This is a genomic window from Bacillus sp. GW823-FHT06A11 (genome assembly GCF_058795355.1).
Map to the genome: position 1 here is coordinate 1,001,574 of NZ_JBXAHS010000002.1, position 19,293 is coordinate 1,020,866.

18 protein-coding genes are annotated in these 19,293 nt (G+C 32.7%); 13 read left to right on the forward strand and 5 right to left on the reverse strand.

Translation table 11 applies throughout. The features are described 5' to 3' along the window. Positions 1–23: 23 nt before the first annotated feature. The 3 genes from AC1Q8L_RS13725 to AC1Q8L_RS13735 all read right to left on the reverse strand — a co-directional run bounded on the left by AC1Q8L_RS13725 (position 24) and on the right by AC1Q8L_RS13735 (position 4,845). Positions 24–1,943, reverse strand: coding sequence for an LTA synthase family protein (locus AC1Q8L_RS13725; protein WP_000791039.1), 1,920 nt, complete (start codon positions 1,941–1,943; stop codon positions 24–26). A gap of 501 nt (positions 1,944–2,444) precedes the next feature. Then, positions 2,445–3,782, reverse strand: a complete 1,338-nt coding sequence (locus AC1Q8L_RS13730; protein WP_000272120.1) for an NAD(P)/FAD-dependent oxidoreductase — start codon at positions 3,780–3,782, stop codon at positions 2,445–2,447. A 265-nt stretch (positions 3,783–4,047) separates the two neighbouring features. Beyond that, on the reverse strand, positions 4,048–4,845 hold the full coding sequence (locus tag AC1Q8L_RS13735; protein ID WP_000771004.1) for a cell wall hydrolase: 798 nt from the start codon (positions 4,843–4,845) through the stop codon (positions 4,048–4,050). A gap of 292 nt (positions 4,846–5,137) precedes the next feature. Between AC1Q8L_RS13735 and AC1Q8L_RS13740 the strand changes: the two genes are divergently transcribed. The 9 genes from AC1Q8L_RS13740 (at position 5,138) to AC1Q8L_RS13780 (ending at position 14,049) form a co-directional block, all read left to right on the forward strand. Further along, the gene (locus AC1Q8L_RS13740) at positions 5,138–6,979 is read left to right on the forward strand and encodes a S8 family peptidase (protein WP_000689199.1); all 1,842 of its coding nucleotides are present in this window, start codon (positions 5,138–5,140) and stop codon (positions 6,977–6,979) included. A 179-nt stretch (positions 6,980–7,158) separates the two neighbouring features. Next, positions 7,159–8,148: a phosphatidylinositol diacylglycerol-lyase gene (gene plcA / locus AC1Q8L_RS13745; RefSeq protein WP_000066296.1), complete on the forward strand. Its 990-nt coding sequence runs from the start codon at positions 7,159–7,161 to the stop codon at positions 8,146–8,148. Between the two features lie 191 nt (positions 8,149–8,339). Further along, on the forward strand, positions 8,340–9,749 hold the full coding sequence (locus AC1Q8L_RS13750; protein ID WP_000671632.1) for a glycoside hydrolase family 1 protein: 1,410 nt from the start codon (positions 8,340–8,342) through the stop codon (positions 9,747–9,749). A gap of 30 nt (positions 9,750–9,779) precedes the next feature. Continuing rightward, positions 9,780–10,487, forward strand: coding sequence for a GntR family transcriptional regulator (locus AC1Q8L_RS13755; protein WP_001274914.1), 708 nt, complete (start codon positions 9,780–9,782; stop codon positions 10,485–10,487). Positions 10,488–10,706: 219 nt separating this feature from the next. Continuing rightward, the gene (locus AC1Q8L_RS13760; protein WP_000006458.1) at positions 10,707–10,898 is read left to right on the forward strand and encodes a hypothetical protein; all 192 of its coding nucleotides are present in this window, start codon (positions 10,707–10,709) and stop codon (positions 10,896–10,898) included. A 186-nt stretch (positions 10,899–11,084) separates the two neighbouring features. After that, positions 11,085–12,518, forward strand: a complete 1,434-nt coding sequence (pdxR, locus tag AC1Q8L_RS13765; protein WP_000454956.1) for a MocR-like pyridoxine biosynthesis transcription factor PdxR — start codon at positions 11,085–11,087, stop codon at positions 12,516–12,518. A 33-nt stretch (positions 12,519–12,551) separates the two neighbouring features. After that, on the forward strand, positions 12,552–12,908 hold the full coding sequence (locus AC1Q8L_RS13770) for a CidA/LrgA family holin-like protein (RefSeq protein ID WP_000878380.1): 357 nt from the start codon (positions 12,552–12,554) through the stop codon (positions 12,906–12,908). A gap of 23 nt (positions 12,909–12,931) precedes the next feature. Further along, entirely contained in the window at positions 12,932–13,603 is a 672-nt protein-coding gene (locus tag AC1Q8L_RS13775; protein WP_000242941.1) for an LrgB family protein, read from the forward strand. A gap of 20 nt (positions 13,604–13,623) precedes the next feature. Beyond that, the gene (locus tag AC1Q8L_RS13780; protein WP_000214635.1) at positions 13,624–14,049 is read left to right on the forward strand and encodes a YfmQ family protein; all 426 of its coding nucleotides are present in this window, start codon (positions 13,624–13,626) and stop codon (positions 14,047–14,049) included. 22 nt (positions 14,050–14,071) lie between these two features. Here the strand turns inward: AC1Q8L_RS13780 and AC1Q8L_RS13785 are convergent, their stop codons facing one another. Together AC1Q8L_RS13785 and AC1Q8L_RS13790 are read right to left on the reverse strand one after the other, a co-directional pair. Further along, positions 14,072–14,473: a CBO0543 family protein gene (locus tag AC1Q8L_RS13785; RefSeq protein ID WP_142317966.1), complete on the reverse strand. Its 402-nt coding sequence runs from the start codon at positions 14,471–14,473 to the stop codon at positions 14,072–14,074. Next, the gene (locus AC1Q8L_RS13790) at positions 14,448–15,626 is read right to left on the reverse strand and encodes a DUF2515 domain-containing protein (protein WP_000375776.1); all 1,179 of its coding nucleotides are present in this window, start codon (positions 15,624–15,626) and stop codon (positions 14,448–14,450) included. Before AC1Q8L_RS13790 ends, AC1Q8L_RS13785 begins: the two co-directional genes overlap by 26 nt. Before the next feature lie 303 nt (positions 15,627–15,929). Between AC1Q8L_RS13790 and AC1Q8L_RS13795 the strand changes: the two genes are divergently transcribed. From AC1Q8L_RS13795 to murG, 4 genes are read left to right on the forward strand one after another with little or no spacing between them, the layout of a single operon-like run. Further along, a complete protein-coding gene (locus AC1Q8L_RS13795) occupies positions 15,930–16,916 on the forward strand; it encodes a UDP-N-acetylglucosamine 4,6-dehydratase family protein (protein ID WP_025118431.1) in 987 nt (328 codons plus the stop codon). Then, the gene (locus AC1Q8L_RS13800; RefSeq protein ID WP_098311691.1) at positions 16,913–17,824 is read left to right on the forward strand and encodes an SDR family oxidoreductase; all 912 of its coding nucleotides are present in this window, start codon (positions 16,913–16,915) and stop codon (positions 17,822–17,824) included. The genes AC1Q8L_RS13795 and AC1Q8L_RS13800 overlap by 4 nt, the downstream gene beginning before the upstream one ends. After that, on the forward strand, positions 17,821–18,171 hold the full coding sequence (locus tag AC1Q8L_RS13805) for a DUF6572 domain-containing protein (RefSeq protein ID WP_002094117.1): 351 nt from the start codon (positions 17,821–17,823) through the stop codon (positions 18,169–18,171). Before AC1Q8L_RS13800 ends, AC1Q8L_RS13805 begins: the two co-directional genes overlap by 4 nt. Positions 18,172–18,219: 48 nt before the next feature. Then, on the forward strand, positions 18,220–19,284 hold the full coding sequence (murG, locus tag AC1Q8L_RS13810; protein WP_000047555.1) for an undecaprenyldiphospho-muramoylpentapeptide beta-N-acetylglucosaminyltransferase: 1,065 nt from the start codon (positions 18,220–18,222) through the stop codon (positions 19,282–19,284). Positions 19,285–19,293: the final 9 nt, after the last annotated feature.

Genomic DNA, 19,293 nt, shown 5'->3' on the forward strand with positions numbered 1-19,293 from the left:
GTTGCTCCTTTTTCATATATAGATTATTTTTCTGTTTCTTTAATTTTAGTTTGTACTTCGCCAGTTTTAATTTTATTGCTTTCTGAGAAGCGTAATAAATCGCCTTCAATAATTTTGTCAGACATTCGTAATTCATTTTGTGCACGTTTAATGAGGGCTTGAGCTTCTTTTTTTGGTAAATCTACAATTTCACCTGTTATACGGTCGTAGAAAGTGTTGTTTTTGTATGCATACTTATCTGTAATGAAGCTACCATCACGTAAAACAACAAAGCCAGTATATTCATCTGAAAACATATCATGGCCAAAACGAATATCATTCGTAGAATCAACACCTAATAAATTTAGAATAGTAGGTTTCATATCGATTTGTCCAGTAGGCTTTGAAATAGTTTGACCTTCTGTTTGTCCAGGAATATGAATATATAAAGGTGTACGTTGTAAATTTAAAGTATCAAATTCTGTTATTTGATCTTTTTCTAAAAACTGTGCCATTGCACGATTATGTTTTTCGGAAATACCATAATGATCACCGTATAACACAATAATAGAATCATCGTAAAGCCCCTCGGCCTTTAGACGTTCAATAAATTTTTTAATTGATTCGTCTAAGTAACGTGCTGTTACGATGTAACGATCAAATACGCCATTACCAGAGTTGTATGGTTCAATGAATTTTGTATCTTCATCATACGTAAATGGATAATGGTTTGTTAAAGTAAGGAAACGAGCATAGAATGGTTGATTAACAGTTTTTAATATATCTACTGATTGATCAAAGTATTCGATATCTTTTAATCCCCAATTTAAATTTGTTTCTGGTGTAATTTTGTAATCAAGCTCATTATAGTAACGATCATAACCAAGAGCAGAGTACATAATATTACGATTCCAAAATGTTGCGTTATTCGCATGGAATACAGAAGTGAAATAACCTTGCTGACGTAAAATTTCTGGAGTTGCAGTATAATCATTGTTACCGTGTGTGAAGAATACAGCCCCTCGATTTAATGGATACAACGACGTATCGATTAGAAATTCAGAATCGGATGTTTTCCCTTGACCAGTTTGATGGAAAAAGTTATCAAAGTAATAACTTTCATTTATGAATTCATTTAGGAATGGTGTAACTTCTTGCCCATTGACTGATGCGCCTATTAAGAAGGTTTGCAAGGATTCAAGAGTGACGACAATTACATTTTTTCCTTTCGCTGCACCAAACATATTAGGGTTTGGCTCGCTTTGGTTTGCTTTTACGTAGTTTTCAGTTTCTTGTAATTTACTACTATCAGCAAGCGCTTTTTGTGAACCGGCTTTTACTTGCAGTGTTAAGTCATATACTTGGTGAGTATATAGGCCTAAATTTTTGACAAGCATTACTCGGTCGAATGATCTCGTTAATAATTCAGGGCGCTCTTTTTCTGCAAGATGTAGATTCGCAAAGAATACACCAATTGTTAAAAGAAAGTATAACAAGCGTGTAGAATGAGTTACACGTTCGGTTTTAAAGACCAATGATTTCTTTTTTAATAAAATAAAGAAGAAAACAATGTCTACGAATGCGAGTATAATTTTGTAGTTTAATATTTCTATAATACTGCCGCCTAATTGTCCAAAGTTTGAGGTTTGTCCAAGTACTGGTAATGTAACGAAATCACTATAAAAATCATAGAACATTACATTTCCAACGAGTACGATTGTTAATAAGAAATTAATACATAGCGCTATATAATTTCGCTTTTCACCAGTTGAAAATAATGCTAATCCAACAAATGCTAATGATGCGGCTAGAGGACTAATAAACAAAATAAGCTCTTGCGTTGAAGACTCGATTTTTAAATCAAAACTGAATCGCGTAATAAGATATGTTTTTAACCATACTGCTAAAGCCATTATTATAACAAAGCTTATATTTTGCATTTGTAAATTTATTTTATTCTTCATTTTTACACCTTCTTTATACAATTTATTTAACTGAAGTTATATATTATGTTTTTATAACTATTAGAGTGTAATGAACCATTTAGACTCTGTTTTCTAAAGGGAATAATTTGAAGTATTCATATACATACAATGGGGATTTTTAAAGCGTAGTAGCATAAATATAACTCTTTTTGAGAAACGGACAGAACAAGTCATAGTTGTAGTGAAATTGACTTATAGACATCCTACCATATTAAACACTATGATGATGTTACAAAATATCGAACAAATGAAAGTGAAAATGGATAGAGACTTTTAAAACTGTTGACATTCAATTTATTAGAATTGAATACCAACAGTTTTAAATATGTAGTTATATTACATATGTATCTTGTAAAATTCCGATTTTTTGTCGGTTAATCATTAGCCGGGAAGGATAGGAGGGCTTATTAATATATTTTTACTATATAAGTAAAGTGTTTTGAAATTAGGAATATTTGACTAGAATCTTAATGATAGAAATTAAATGTCAGATAAGTACTTTCCAACATACAGACCACTTGCAGCTGCTTGAGATAATGAGTGCGTAACGCCTGAACAATCTCCAATTAAAAATAGCCCATGTATACTAGTTTCAAAATGATTATTAATTTTTATCGTAGGAGCATAGAACTTTCCATCAATTCCATATAGTAAAGTATGTTGATCAATAGGTTCTTGTATAAATTGTTCTAAACGTAATAAAAATTCTTTGAGCCCTTCAATATATAATTGAGGAATTTCTTGATTCAAATCTCCATAATCCCCCTGTAGTGTAGGCTGTATACGGCTATGTTCCATGCTGTTTTCCGCTGTAGGTTGTTTCTTTAGTAAGTCCTCTAAGCGCTGTATAACAACCCGATCTCGTCCTTGGTTAATGCCTTTAATAATTGAACTTGCGTATACATTTGCTTCTTTGAGAGTTGGAAAATAGCGAGGAATAAATAAAGTGAAATTTAAATTAGAAGTGCCAGTTCCTTGCTCTCGAAAATTTTGACCGTCAGGCATAACTAAACCTTCTTCGTACTTTCGAATGATGCGTCCTTTTGGATTCATACAGTAAGTAGTTGCTGTGAAATGCTCACCTTGATAAGAAAGTTTTGTTTCAAAAGTATCTTTTAATATAGAACGTAATTGATGTTCTTTCATTTCTACTCTAATTCCTAAATCTACACGTGTTTGCTCCTGAGAAATATTTAGGGAACTGCACATTTCTTTTAACCAATCGGCCCCAGAGCGCCCAGTTGCAAATACTAGTTGCTTAGTTTGAACTGTTCCTTGATTTGTATCTATTGTAAAATGATCTTCCTGTTTCAGAATATGTTGTACATCTATATGAAATTGGATCTTTATTTTCGTCAGTAAAAATTCATAGAGCTGCTGAAAAATGTTACTGGAAAGTGTAGTACCAAGATGTCTTACTTCTGTTGTTAGCATTTGTAAACCACACGCTTCAGCTCTCTTAGTGAGACTTGAATTTTCAGTAGAATATTTTGAAACCGAACTTCCACCAAACTGACATAGAATTTCATCTACTTCAGCCATGAGTTGTATAAAACCCTCTTTACCGACTTTTTTCTCAAGTTCTCCGCCAAATCCGTTTGTATAATTAAATTTCCCTTCAGATTTGCCTAAACCACCAAACCCGAAATATTTATCACATGTAGTACAATTACACACTTTTCCTTCGTCTAAAGGACAATGGCGATCTTCTAGCGCTTTACCTTTATCAAGAATTAAAACTTTTTTGTTACTTTTAGCTAGTGAATAAGCCATAAAAATGCTACTTACTCCAGCGCCGATAATCGTAATATCATACATATTCTTCCACCTGCTAACGAATAGTTTGTTTTTTATTTTTCTAGTGTATAACAATTTTATGAAGTTAAGAAATAGCTTTTATTAATAAAGTGGGAGTTTTTGAACTTGATGCTTTATTAATTTCTACGAGTGGTGGAGTAAATACAAAAATTTTTATTTGAAAGAAGAAACAGTTTAAAAAATAACTATGTCATATGATTAATAACATCTTACATAGAAAAAAACAGACCTTTTAAGTGAAGAGGTCTGTTAATGATTTTAAATCTTATTTAGCAAACACATGATTACCAATTACTGCTACTGTTTGACGTGTCGTAATCCACCTGTCCGTTGATGTTTTTGGATTGTAGAAATAAATCCAGTCTGAATCTACTCCATTTGTGGAGATAGCCTCTTCTACAGCCATTTTTGCTTCTGCACTTGCAGGTTGATTAATTCTTCCATCTGTAACAGGAGTAAATGCATATCCGTATTTAATAGGTTCATAAATAACGCCTGTTATTGTATTTGGAAAACCTTTTGCATTTACACGATTTAGTATAACTTTGGCTACTGCTACTTTTCCTTTATAGGATTCGCCACCTGCTTCAGCGGTAACTAAGCGTGCCATTAAGTCTTTTTCTTTTTGTGAAATACTTGAGTTGATTTTTAAATGTTGTCCTGTATAAAGCTTGTTTCCGACTGTATTGTTAATTTGTTTTATAGATTGGACAGTGACATTGTAACGCTTTGCTATCGTTTCTAATGAATCTCCCGGTTGTACTTGATAAATAATTTGTTCAGAAATGTTCGCAGGCTTGGCGTTTTGAGGAACAGTGATTTCATTTGATTTCACGGATCCCGGAATATGTAACTGTTCGCCAATAAAGGTTTTATCGTTTCCTTTATTATTAGCCTGTTTAATGGATTGTATTGAAACTCCGTATTGTTTACTAATGCCCCAAAGTGTATCGTTCTTTTTTACTGTATGAATGGTAGAAGCTTCAGCTGTACTTTGACTACATACGAATGTAATTGCGGCCGCAGATAAAGGAATTATATGTTTTATTTTTAGTAATTTCATTGTAAATCCTCCTAAGAAAAAATTAAGGTGAAACGATTAAGTAATGTAGTTTGAAATGTGTATATGCGTAATATATTAATGTAAGTATATTAGCACATATAAAATAAATAATCACTATAAGTTTCATATTCGTTTAGTGTAGAGTCAGAATATGAAATATTGCATATGAAAATACATTGAAGTTCATATTTCTGATTACTATAATCTATTTAGTAGAAAGGGAATACGTTATAGAATTAATCATTATAGATTAATATAATGATTAATAATTATTAATAGGAGGATTGATGTAATGAAAATATTTCAAAAAATGTGTGCGTCAACTGTAATCATTACAACACTTTTAGGAACAGGAGGCACTATCAATAGTGTATATGCTGATTCTATAGAACAGCAGAGTAAATTAGGGATAGAACAAGAAACAGATAAGCAAATCATTGTAAAATTTAAAGCGGATTTGGATTTGCCATATGAAGATGGTATTGAAAAACAAATACAATCTCAAACGAATGATAAAGTAATAAAAGATCTTTTGACAGAATATCCAGATGTAACATTTACTCGTTTATTCACATCTGTAAGCCCGGAACAAATACAAAACCTTGAAGTGAAAGCACCTAATCATGTATCTACAAGTCTATTAAACTACTATATTCTTCAAAATCAAAATAGTGGGTATGAAGAAGAAATAGTAGATAAGTTAAAGGCATCTTCTTTAATAGAAGATGCGTATATGAAGAAACAAGAGAAAATAATGCCACCTGAAGTGCAATCATCAAGTGTAGCTCTTAATCCTAATAACAATCCTAGATTTAAAAAACAAGGTTATCTTGAAGCAGCCCCATACGGTATTAATGCGCCTTTCGCCTGGGGAATTCAAGGCGGTAATGGAAATGGTATTACTTTTGTTGATATGGAATACGGATGGCTATTAAATCATGAGGATTTATTACATCAAAATATTGAATTAATGTCTGGAAGAAATATAAATCAGCATGTCGGTCATGGGACGTCTGTACTAGGAATTGTATCTTCTGAGGACAATGAAGTCGGGAATATTGGGATTGCGCCAAAAGCGAAAGCAAAGGTTATCTCTCAAATAAGAGATAATGGACAGTATAATACGGCTGATGCAATATTAAGCGCTGTAAATCAGTTAGAAGCTGGGGATGTTTTATTATTAGAGGCGCAAGCATCCTTTGATGGATATGGTGATAAATATTTACCTGTTGAAGTACAACCAGATATTTTTGATGCAATTCGTGCTGGTACAGATAAGGGAATTGTAATTATAGAGGCTGGAGCAAATGGGTGGAATGATTTAGATCAGTTCAAAGATAGAAAGGGTAAGCAAGTCTTAAATCGTAATAGTAAAGATTTTAAAGATTCGGGTGCAATTATGGTAGGAGCTGGCTCTTCATCTTTCCCTCATGAACGTATGTGGTTTTCGAATTATGGAAGCCGTATTGATGTGTACGGATGGGGAGAAAATGTAGATACAACTACAGCCGAGCAAAGTAGAAGTGCTGTAAATCTTTATACTTCAAGCTTTAGCGGAACATCTAGTGCTTCGCCAATTATTGCTGGGGCAGTGACTTTAGTACAAAGCATTGCTAAAGAAAATTTAGGACAACCATATAGACCAAGTGAACTAAGAGCAATATTAAGCAACCAGAGCACAGGAACAAAATCTAAAGATCCATATGCAGATAAAATTGGTGTTTTACCAGATTTGAAGTCTATACTAGTAAACTTAGGTTATGAACAAAGAAAACCAAACGGTGGGAATGAGTTACAAGTAACAGAAAATGAACCAAACAATGAGCCTAGACAGGCAAATAAAGTTAACTTTCATACACCGGTGAAAGGAACGCTACATAATAGTGATAGAGTAGATGTATTTACTTTCCAAATTCATTCACCGGAAAATATTAATATTTCTCTACTAAATGAACAAAATATCGGAATGACATGGGTACTTCATCATGAATCAGATTTAAATAACTATGTAGCATATGGTGAAAATGAAGGAAATGTAGTTAAAGGAACTTATAATGCAAAGCCAGGGAAATATTATTTATACGTCTATAAATATGAGAATAAAGATGGTTTATATGTATTGAACATAAAATAAGCAAAAGGAACTTCAGATGAAGTTCCTTTAAATTTTTCTAATTTAGTATATGTGAATGATTTTTTAACTTTACTTCTATGCAATATTTCATATTGATGAAATGTTATTTATTTTTTATGAACTAGCTTATATTATATTCAATAAGTTTGATGTAAAAACAGAAAAAGTGAGGGATAATAATGAGCAATAAGAAGTTAATTTTGAAATTATTCATATGTAGTACAATATTTATCACATTTGTATTTGCTTTACATGATAAGAGAGTAGTTGCAGCTAGCTCTGTTAATGAGCTTGAAAATTGGTCAAAATGGATGCAACCTATACCTGATAATATCCCGTTAGCACGAATTTCAATTCCAGGAACACACGATAGTGGGACGTTCAAGTTGCAAAATCCGATTAAGCAAGTGTGGGGAATGACGCAAGAATATGATTTTCGCTATCAAATGGACCATGGAGCTCGCATTTTTGATATAAGAGGACGTTTAACAGATGATAATACGATAGTTCTTCATCATGGGCCATTATATCTTTACGTAACATTGCATGAATTCATAAATGAAGCGAAACAATTTTTAAAAGATAACCCGAGTGAAACAATTATTATGTCTTTAAAAAAAGAGTATGAGGATATGAAAGGGGCAGAAGGTTCATTTAGTAGTACGTTTGAAAAAAATTATTTTGTTGATCCTATCTTTTTAAAAACAGAAGGAAATATAAAACTTGGAGATGCTCGTGGGAAAATTGTACTACTAAAAAGATATAGTGGTAGTAATGAATCTGGAGGATATAATAATTTTTATTGGCCAGATAATGAGACGTTTACCACAACTGTAAACCAAAATGTAAATGTAACAGTACAAGATAAATATAAAGTGAATTATGATGAGAAAGTAAAATCTATTAAAGATACGATGGATGAAACGATGAACAATAGCGAGGATTTAAATCATCTATATATTAATTTTACAAGCTTGTCTTCTGGTGGTACAGCATGGAATAGTCCATATTACTACGCTTCTTATATAAATCCTGAAATTGCAAACGATATAAAACAAAAGAATCCTACAAGAGTAGGCTGGGTAATTCAAGACTACATAAATGAAAAGTGGTCACCATTATTGTATCAAGAAGTTATAAGAGCGAATAAGTCATTAATAAAAGAATAAAGATGATGAGAGTAAGAAGCGATAAAATATATCGCTTCTTTTTCTTTTCCAATAACCAACAATAGAAATTGTACTTTTATAATAGAAAAAAATAAAAACATAAGATATAATCATAAATATAAAATTTGTACCTATAAATTTTATATATGTGAATGAATTTGATTTGTTGTAATGAAATGGAGGTATATACTATGAAGTTTCCACATGATTTTTTATTCGGAGCTGCTTCAGCTTCTTATCAAGTAGAAGGTGCATGGAATGAAGATGGAAAAGGTGTTACGAATTGGGACGAGTTTTCAAAAATTCCTGGCAAAACATACAATGGAACAAATGGTGATGTAGCTGTTGATCATTATCATCGATATAAGGAAGATGTTCGCTTAATGGCTGAGATGGGATTAGAATCGTATCGTTTTTCTATTTCTTGGGCGAGAATATTGCCGACTGGAGATGGAAAGGTAAATGAAAAAGGGATTGAATTTTATAACAACTTAATTGATGAATGTTTAAAATACGGGATTGTGCCGTTTGTCACTTTATATCATTGGGATTTACCATTACCGTTAGAAAAAGATGGTGGATGGACGAATAAAAGAACAGCAGAGGCTTTCGTAAAATATGCAGAAACTTGTTTTAAGGCATTTGGTGACAGAGTTAAGCATTGGATTACTTTTAATGAGACAGTAATGTTTTGTGGATTAGGTTATTTAAAAGGTGCACATCCACCAGGAATCCAAAATGATGTTCCAAAGTATTTTCAAGTGACTCATTATGTATTTTATGCACATGCGAAAACAGTTGCGGTGTACAAGCAGCTGAAACAATATGGTGAGATTGGGATTACACATGTTTTCTTACCCGCTTATAGTGTGGATAATCAAAAAGAAAATATACGAGCAGCAAATCATGCGAATGAATATGAAACGTATTGGTATTATGATCCAATTTTAAAAGGCGAGTATCCGTCTTATGTTGTACAACAATTAAAGGAAAAAGGATGGACTCCTAATTGGACGGTTGAAGAATTAGAAATCATTAAACAAAATGCAGAAGAAAATGATTTTATTGGCTTGAATTATTATCAACCAATACGAGTAGAAAGATACGATATGGATATAAAGAGTGAGGAACATTCTCGAGAAAACTCAACGCTTGCTCCAGGTAACCCTTCTTTTGATGGTTTTTATCGAACAGTTAAAATGGATGATAAAACATATACAAAATGGGGATGGGAAATATCTCCCGAAGGTTTCTTAGAGGGATTGCATATGTTGAAAGCGCGTTACGGTGACATAAAGATGTATGTAACGGAAAATGGACTTGGTGATGAAGATCCAATCATTGACGGAGAAATTGTAGATGTTCCGAGAATTAAATTTATTGAAGCGCATTTAAAAGTAATGAAGCGTGCAATTGAAGAGGGAATTAACTTAAAAGGTTATTATGCATGGTCAGTGATTGATCTTTTAAGTTGGTTAAATGGATATAAAAAGCAATATGGCTTTATTTTTGTCGATCATAATGATAACTTAAAACGTAAGAAGAAACTTTCGTTTCATTGGTATAAACGTGTGATCGAAACGAGAGGGGAAGAGTTATAACAGATAAAAGAGTATTTTAGGAGAAAGTGTATGAGTGCAAAGTATAAACAAATTGCAGATGTGTTAGAGCAAAACATTCGAGATGGGCTTTTTAATGAAACGAAAAAACTACCTACAGAAGAAGCGTTGATGAATCGATTTGAAGTAAGCCGTAATACGATACGTAAAGTAATTAGTCAGCTTGTGAATAGAGGTTATATTTTTCAAGTGCAAGGTAGTGGCATGTTTTTACGCGAAACTTCTGTAACAGATTACATTAATTTAGGAAGTTTACGTGGATTAACGAAAAATCTTGTTTCACAAAATATTGAAACGAAAGTGTTAGAGCTTGAAGTAATAGATGCGGACGAAGAGATAGCAAAGCGGATGCAATGCGAAGCTGGAACTAGGTTGTATTTTTTGAAGCGCTTAAGAATTGTAGATGCTAAACCATTCTCTATTGAAGTAAGTTATTTCAAAAAGGATATTATTCCATATTTGAACGAAGAAATAGCATTAAGCTCTGTATACAGTTATTTCATTGAAGATTTACGATTAAATATTGGTTTTGCTGATAAAGTTATTAGTTGTGAAAAAGTAAATAAAGAAAATACACAGCTTTTAGAATTAAATGAAGGTGATCCGGCGCTTCTTATTGAAAATACAGTGTATCTTGTAAATGGAACAATTTTTGAGTTATCTCAGTCGATGTTTCATTATGAAAAGGCGAAACTTTTAAATCGAATTAATTTTAAATGAAAAATTATCGTGTGAAAAAAGCAACTGGTCCTAAGTGATCAGTTGCTTTTTATTTTTTAAGTGGATGAGCAAAAAAACACGAAAGTGGTTGGTCCGCTTTTTGCAAACATCTATTATGATAAGAGAAGAAAGGTAGTATGTTATCAACGTTTTAAAGAGGAAGGTTTTTATGTAAGTTCTTTAATTAAAATAGATGGGTCTTAGAGAGGTGAAAAGACAATGAGTTTTGCAATTTCACTAGTCGTTATTATTGTAATTGTATCGCTATTTGGGACTGTACTAGTTGCAAGAAACGTGGAGGAGAATTACGGTAAGTCTACAAAAAGAAATGTGAAAAACTTATCTGCAATCTATATTCTTCTTCTTTTTGTTCTACTGGCCGGGGTAACATGGTATGCGGTAATGATTTAATAGTTTGTAAAAGAAGTGAAATGAGAGTATGAAGTTGAAATTTCAGAAGCTATTGAGTAATCAGAAAGAGAACCATTTTGGATATATCCATTTACGGATAAGAAAATGTGACTAATTAATACTATTTTTACGGTGAATACTGTTAGTAAAAAATGAGGATAGTTCGTTTTGAAAGGAGGAAACTAGATGGAATGGAAACCAAATCGTGCAGATAAGACACCTGTATATAAACAAATTGCTGATTATATTGAAAGAGGCATTTCTTCAGGTGAATTTCCTTCTGATAGTAAGTTACCTTCTGAGCGTATATTGGCAAAGGAATTACAGGTGAACCGGAGTACAATAGTAGCTGCGTATGAAGAATTAAAATCACTTGGAGTAGTAGAACGGCAAAAGGGAAGCGGAACACGGGTTAATACAGACATATGGGGTGTCTCACATAAACGAATACCGAACTGGGGTAGGTACGTGGAGGATGGATCGTTCTTACCTAACGTACCACTCGTTCAACAAATTCGAACGGAAACACAAAAAGATGATTTAATTAATTTAGCGAGTGGTGAACTGTCACCAGAATTAATTCCGAGTGATAGATTTCGAACAATTTTGGCGGAGAAAACATTTATGGAAAATCTCGGCTATGACCATCCACTTGGAAATGAGATGTTGAGAAAAACAATTGCAGCACATGTTCAGCAATATAAACAAATTGAAGCAGATTCAAGCTCTATTCTTATTACGTCTGGAGCACAACAGGCGCTTAATCTTATCGTTCAATGTTTATTAAAACCTGGCGATGCGATTGCGATTGAAGATCCTTCATATTGTTTTTCACTTCCAATGTTTAAATCGGCCGGTTTAAACATATTTCATTTACCTGTTGATGAGCATGGAATGAATCCAGATGACTTAATCGATTTGCACAAAAAGCATCGTATTCGTATGGTCTTTTTGAATCCAGATTATCAAAATCCAACAGGTACTGTGCTTTCATTAGCGAGACGTAAAAAGATTTTAGAACTGTCTTCTGAGTTCGGTATACCAATTGTAGAAGATGATCCGTATAGTTTAATTTCTTTTAATGGAGAAGTGAACCCGACATTAAAATCAATGGACCAAAATGGAAATGTTCTTTATATAAGTTCATTATCAAAAATTGTTGCATCAGGATTACGTATTGGATGGATAATTGGTCCTACACGCGTAATTGAGCGTTTAGCAGATGCAAAGCAACAAGTTGATTTTGGCCATAGTGTATTTACGCAGTGGGTAGCAAATCAATTTTTAGAATCAAAGGATTTTCATACACATATTACGATACTTCGTGGACAATTGAAGCAAAGAAGAGATGAATTAATTGCAGAGCTTGAAGGAACATTGGGAGACCGAGTTGAATGTTTCGTGCCAGAGGGTGGAATACATGTATGGTGTAAAGTGAAAGGAAAGTTTGATGAATATCACTTATTAGGTGAATCTATACGGAATGGTGTCGCATTTGTTCCGGGCAGTGTTTTAGGTTCGAAAAATGAATATATACGATTTACGTTTGGTAGAGCGAATATAGAACAAATTCAACTTGGAATTAAACGGTTTGCTGACACGCTAAATGAAATTTCATAATATGGATGTGTGATAGTGAAATGAGGGAAAGAAATGAAGTACGTGATGCTTTTACTTCAAGTAGGCGTGCTATATATATTTAGCTTAGTGGGTACGTGGATTCAGGAAATATTCCATCTATCAATACCGGGAAGTTTAATAGGGATGTTAATGCTGTTCCTGCTCCTTTCCACTCGCATTTTACCGTTAAAATGGTTTGAGTTAGGTGCGGAAAAGTTAATCGTATTTTTACCGTTATTTTTAATCCCTTCGACAACAGGGCTGATGGAATACGGGTCTTTTCTTTTAAGTAAGGGGAGTATTATATTCCTTTTAGTAGTTGCAAGTACTGTAGTAACTTTGATTGTTTCAGGGTATATAAGTCAATTATTAATAACAACAAAAAAATAAAATCGACAAGGTGCACGATTCAAATGGTCTTAATTATTATTACTGTAGCAATTTATTTCTTGGCGACAAAGCTATATAAAAAATTTACGTTTGCATTTACGTTACCGGTGTTAACAGTTACGGCAATTATGATTTGTTTATTTTTCATTTTTGGTATTTCTCATCATGAGTATAGGGAAAATGGAGGAGACATTCTTTCAAGCTTATTGAGCCCTGCAATTGTAGCATTAGCCATACCTCTATTTAAAGAGCGAAAGATACTTATGAAAAATTTTTTATCGATACTTATTGGAGTAGTGATAGGTATAGTGGCTGTAACGAGTATGAATGTAGTGATTGGCGGAATTTTAAATATAGATAAGGAACTTATATTAACTACTTTACCACAGTTAGCAACGATGCCTATTGCCCTATCATTAGCGGATCAAATTGGTGGTATGCCATCTATGACTTCTAGTTTTGTAGTTGTTGCAGGAATAACAGGTGCTATTATCGGACCAAGAGTACTTAAGCTTTTCAGTATAACAAGTACGATTGGAAAAGGAGTTGGAATGGGCTGTGCATCACATATTATTGGTGTGAGCCGTTTAGTGAAGGAAGGCGAGAAAGAAGCGACTATTGGTTCGGTAACGATGATTGTAACTGGAATACTCATTAGTATTCTAATACCGTATGGAACGAAATTTATTTTTTAAATGTAATGGAGATGATAACAATGACAACATGGTTTATAGTTACATTATTTGTTTTTGGAGCTATTAAAGTATTAGTTTCTAGCATGCCCACTTCTGTTGTAGAATCAATTATTAGTAAATTTGAATTGCATCAAAAGCTTGAGGCGGAAAATACTTCTATATCGATAGATGGAAAAAATTTAGAGGGAGAAATGAAACTACAAGTTATTCATGAATTTAATGAGGCTTTGTTTTTAGATAAACATTATTTCCCGCCGCACGGAGAAGGGACACCAATAGTCATTGATACGAAGAAAGGGAATAAAGAGATTAGATTTTCTCTATATAGCTATGAGGAACATGTTGATGTCATTAAGCAATATAAGAAGAAAGTCGTTGCCTATCGTTTACGCTCTAAAAGCCTTCAAACATTGGCACCATTAGCAATAACGGAAGAGTATGCTTAAGAAGGGACCTATAATGGTCTCTTTATTTTTTTATCCAATTATATACGTTCCAAATAAAAGAATGAAAAATCATATAACCAAATAAAGAATATGTATGGTTCCAATTCGCACTATGTACAAATAAACCTAAACTTTCAGCAATCTGTTCAAAAAGGCTAGCGCAAATACCGATTGAAATAATAAATAGAATTCTAGAAACTTTAGATAATTTTTTTGAAATGTGTATAAAGATAACTGTTAAAATCGGCAGTACGAATAATGTAAAAGCTATATTAACCGAAAATGTGGATGAGAAGGGCCTAGCTAGAAAGGAATATATTTGTTTATGAACAAAAAAAGCATCTAAAAAAGTTCCAATAATAGAAGAGAGAAAGATTGTAACTACTAATGCTAGAAACTCATTCTTCTTCTCGGAGGAGGACATTTTTCTTTGCGAGAATTGCGAGTTCAATTTTTTCAAGTGTTTTGCAGTAGTCTTCTGTAATTTGTCCATTTATATTTTCCTCCTTATCAACTAAGTAATTTACAACTTGCCAATCGGTAAACCAATCTTCACTGTCAACTTCTTCATGCTTCATATCTCGCCATGCATAGATGAGTGAAGGACTGTATATACGATAAGCGCCACTTCGCAACTGGCATTTCTTTATTCGGCGCTTATAAAACTCACGGGAAAAAGATTCATTTACACTTGAAAATAAATGGGGCCAGTAATCTTTCCTTGATCCTGTATGCGGATGATGTTGGGCCCAGCTTATTATTTGAGATAAAACATGTGTATCTCGAAATAATAATGAATACAATCTTTTTCCAATTAATATTCGTTCATGTAAGGAAGTGAAATGTTTCATTGTATCACCAAATAGTAATACTTTTTGTTTTTTATCATTTTCGTAGAATGGGAAAAGGATATGATTAAACTGAAAGAAATCAAAGAGTTTAAATCCAATACTATTTAGTACAGTCTTTTTAAATTGTACATTTTGAATCACTCTTTTTTCTAAGTAGTTTTGTTCATTAACAATAGTTGCAATCGCTAATGTTTTTTTGTTGCCTGTTTTCCAAAAATCGTTCCACATCGTTTCCATAAATGTAGAAACATTTAGGTGAGGGAGAAGGTGAAATAACTTTTGTGATCTCTTTACACTTTGTTCGTAAAGTAAAAATTGAGGGTATACATCTTGGAAAATAAGCCAATTCCCTCTTTCTAAAAAAGAAAAAAATATGAATTGATCTTTCTCTGATAAAATTCTCGTATATAAATCGCCCTTTAAATCAGTCATATTCCAACCGCCGTTACGTGATACCATATGCCCAAGCAGTGCCCAATGTATTTCTGGATATTGAATGTAAAATTGGTAGTATGCGCGTGTTCTTGTAACATTATTTTTATTTAGCTGTTCTGTTTGTATTTTTATTTTGTTGATGATGAGTTGCTCTTCTTTCGTTAATTTATACATGGTATCAGAAGAAATAAGTTTGCTTTTTTGTTTCAATTCATTTTTTACATCGAATAGGGAGAGAGGCAGTGCTTTGGAAGGTCCGTTATATGTATGATATGAATTGTTTCGGTCCATTCCGTTACCTCCCTTTTTCATAAATTTAAACATGATTATTGGCTATGAATCATTCTATTTATTTTATTACGAGTATAAGAAATAAATGAGCGGTGTTTTTTTACAAGGAATTTATTTATCATGCAAACAGTATAAAAAATCTTACTGTTGTGAGGTGAAATGAAAAACAGAAACTAAGTTTAATAGTTTCTGTTTTTTTTATTTTGTCAATTAAATGTAACAAACGACGATTATGATTTGAATCAATTGAAAATAATTCAATAAATATTATTTAAATTGAGATGTTTCGTAGGAGGAAAAGGAATGTTAAATAAAATAATTTTAATTACTGGTGGTACAGGTTCGTGGGGGCATGAACTTATAAAACAACTATTAGAAAAATCACCGAAAGAAATTAGAGTTTTTTCAAGAAATGAAACGGTCCAGTTTGAAATGCAGCAACAGTTTATAAATGATGATAGGCTAAAATTTATTATTGGAGATATTCGTGATAAAGATCAACTAGTCTATGCATGCCAAGGTGTACATTATGTATTCCATCTTGCAGCTTTAAAACACGTTCCAGTATGTGAGTATTATCCTTATGAAGCTATAAAAACTAACATACATGGTACGCAAAATGTAATTGAAGCCTCTACACAGACGCAAGTTGAAAAAGTTATATATGTTTCAACGGATAAAGCAGCTGATCCATCAAATACGTATGGGATGACAAAAGCAATTGGTGAAAAATTAATGGTTCATGCGAATATACAAACGAAGAAAACAAAATTCATTTGTGTTCGTGGTGGAAATGTTTTAGGAACGAGTGGAAGTGTAGTACCGCTTTTTAAACAACAAATTAAAAGATCTTCACAAGTAGGGATTACCGATGCGAATATGACTAGATTTTTCTTAACAGTTGAAGATGCTGTTGGATTGTTATTTAAAGCAGTATATCAAGGTAGAGGCGGGGAAATCTTTGTTATGAAAATGCCGGCATGTAAAATAACAGATTTAGCAGAAATATTAATTGAAGATTCAAAAAAAGAAAACATTAAGGTGAAAGAGGTAGGGATAAGACCGGGTGAAAAATTAAGTGAAATGCTTCTATCTGAGGTAGAGAGTAACACAAGTATAAGCTTTGATCAAAATTATTTTGTGGTACTACCGACGATTCCTATCGAAGGACTTCAAGAATATTATTCTAGCTATCCGCTAGTGGATGTGAAGAGTTTTAGTTCTCAACAAGACTTGCTTGCAAAACATGAGGTGAAACAAATGCTATTAAAAGGAGGGTTTTTGCGATGAAAAAAAATGCGAGCCTTTTAATAACTGGTGCAAATGGTTTCACAGGACGCCATGCTTGCCAATATTTTTTAGAGCAGGGCTTTCATGTAATTCCTATGTTTCAAAATCGTGCACATAGAGAAAAAATTAGAAATGGTATTACTTGTAATTTAACTAATAAGAGCGAAGTAATGAAGGTAATGAAACAAATAAAGCCAGACTACGTATTGCATTTAGCAGGAAGGAATTCGGTTATAGAATCTTGGACAGCTGCTCTTGAATATATAGAGATTAATGTAATAGGAACGTTATATTTATTAGAAGCAATTAAGCAAGAAGCCTCACATTGTAGAACATTAGTTATAGGATCTGCTTTGCAAGCAGATAGTATGAACGAAATAAAAATTTCAAATCCATATAGTTTAAGTAAAACGATGCAAGTCATTATTGCAGAGGCTTGGGGAGGATTAATGGATTCAAATATTATCATTGCAAAGCCCTCAAACTTAATTGGTCCAGGGGAATCGAATGGCATTTGTTCGATTCTCGCAAAGAAAATGATAGATATAGAATCAGGTAGAAGTAAAGCCATTATTGAAGTAAACAGTTTGAAAGATAGTAGAGATTTTCTAGATGTACGTGATGCGATTAAAGCGTATCATGTGTTATTACGAGATGGAATAAATGGAAAACAATATAATATCGGATCAGGAGTAAAACGATCTTTATTAAATGTACTAGAACAATATAAAGAATTAACACAGCTAAATTTTTTTATAGAGGAAACAGAGAAAAATGGGAGCGACTCAAATGAGAGTTTAGCAATAGAGGAGATAAAAAGGTTAGGTTGGATCCCAGAAATTGAATTTCATCAATCATTAAAAGATGTACTTGAGTATGCGAAGTGTAGTGACATCTCCATGCAATGAAAAACAAAAAAGGGTGTAAGAAATATATGAATGATTATGAAATAATAGATAATCAAAATACGCTATTTCTTTCAATTGTTGATACGTTGGATTGGAGAGATGAAGAAGCGCATGTATTGCGTCTTTATGAGGCAATACATAAATATCAAGCGTATGTAGAAGAAAAAAGGGTTAATCAAATAAAGTCAGCATTAGAGACGGAAACTAGATATGTGATTCAAATCTTTGCTCAATACGAGTGTAGTGAGTATGGAAATGATTTTTATGAACTCATTAAAGATCTTTTACAAGATATAGAGGTGGAGTTAAAGATTTATATAAAAAATAATAAGTTTATTTACATTTAAAAGGTAAAGAGATAGCTAGATTTTTAATAATAAAGGTGGGTATAAGTTATGAGCAAAACGATTCTTTTTACTGGGGGCGGTACAGCCGGACACGTTATGATTAATATTGTATTAATTCCTAAATTTATAGAGAAAGGCTGGAGAGTCGAGTATATTGGATCAAAAAATGGAATTGAAAAATCATTAGTGCAAAATGTTAAATACAATAGTGTTTCAACGGGCAAGCTTAGGAGATATTGGGATTGGGAAAATTTTAAAGATCCTTTTAAAATTATACGAGGTTGTTTACAAAGTTATAAATTAATTAAGAAAACAAAGCCTGACGTTATCTTTTCAGCAGGAGGATTTGTTTCAGTTCCTGTAGCTATAGGAGCATGGTTAAATCGTGTGCCTATAATTATACGTGAACCAGATAGCACATTAGGACTTGCCAATAAAATAGCATTACCTTTTGCTACAAAGCTATGCACAACATTTCCTCAGACAGGAGAAAATGTAAGTAATGAGAAGAAGGTTTATGTAGGACCAATTGTAAGGGAAGAAATTGAGAAGGGTAACGTATTACGAGGAAGAAGATATTGTGAATTTCAGCAAGATAAACCAGTATTATTAATTATGGGTGGGAGTCAAGGTGCTAAGTGGATAAATGATATGGTAAGGGAATGTTTAGATACAATACTATTAAATTTTAATATTATTCATATATGTGGTAAAGGAAAGGTAGACCCATCTATTGGCATGGAGGGGTATATGCAATTTGAATATATAGGCGACGAGTTGCCGCATATACTAAATATGGCAAGTGTTGTAGTTTCTAGAGCGGGTTCTACTGCTATTTCTGAATTGTTATTTTTGAAGAAACCGATGTTGCTTATCCCGTTAACTAACAGTTCCAGTAGGGGAGATCAAGTTTTAAATGCTGAATATTTTTCACGGCAAGGATATGCGGAAGTTATACTCCAAGACAGAGTAAGTACGAATACATTTATACATGCAGTAAATAAGTTGTATATAAATAAGGAGAAATATATTCAAAACATGAATGGGTATAAGAAAACAAATGATGAGGGGATTCATCAATTAATAGATATAATAAATGGAGTGGTGAATTAATAGAAATAT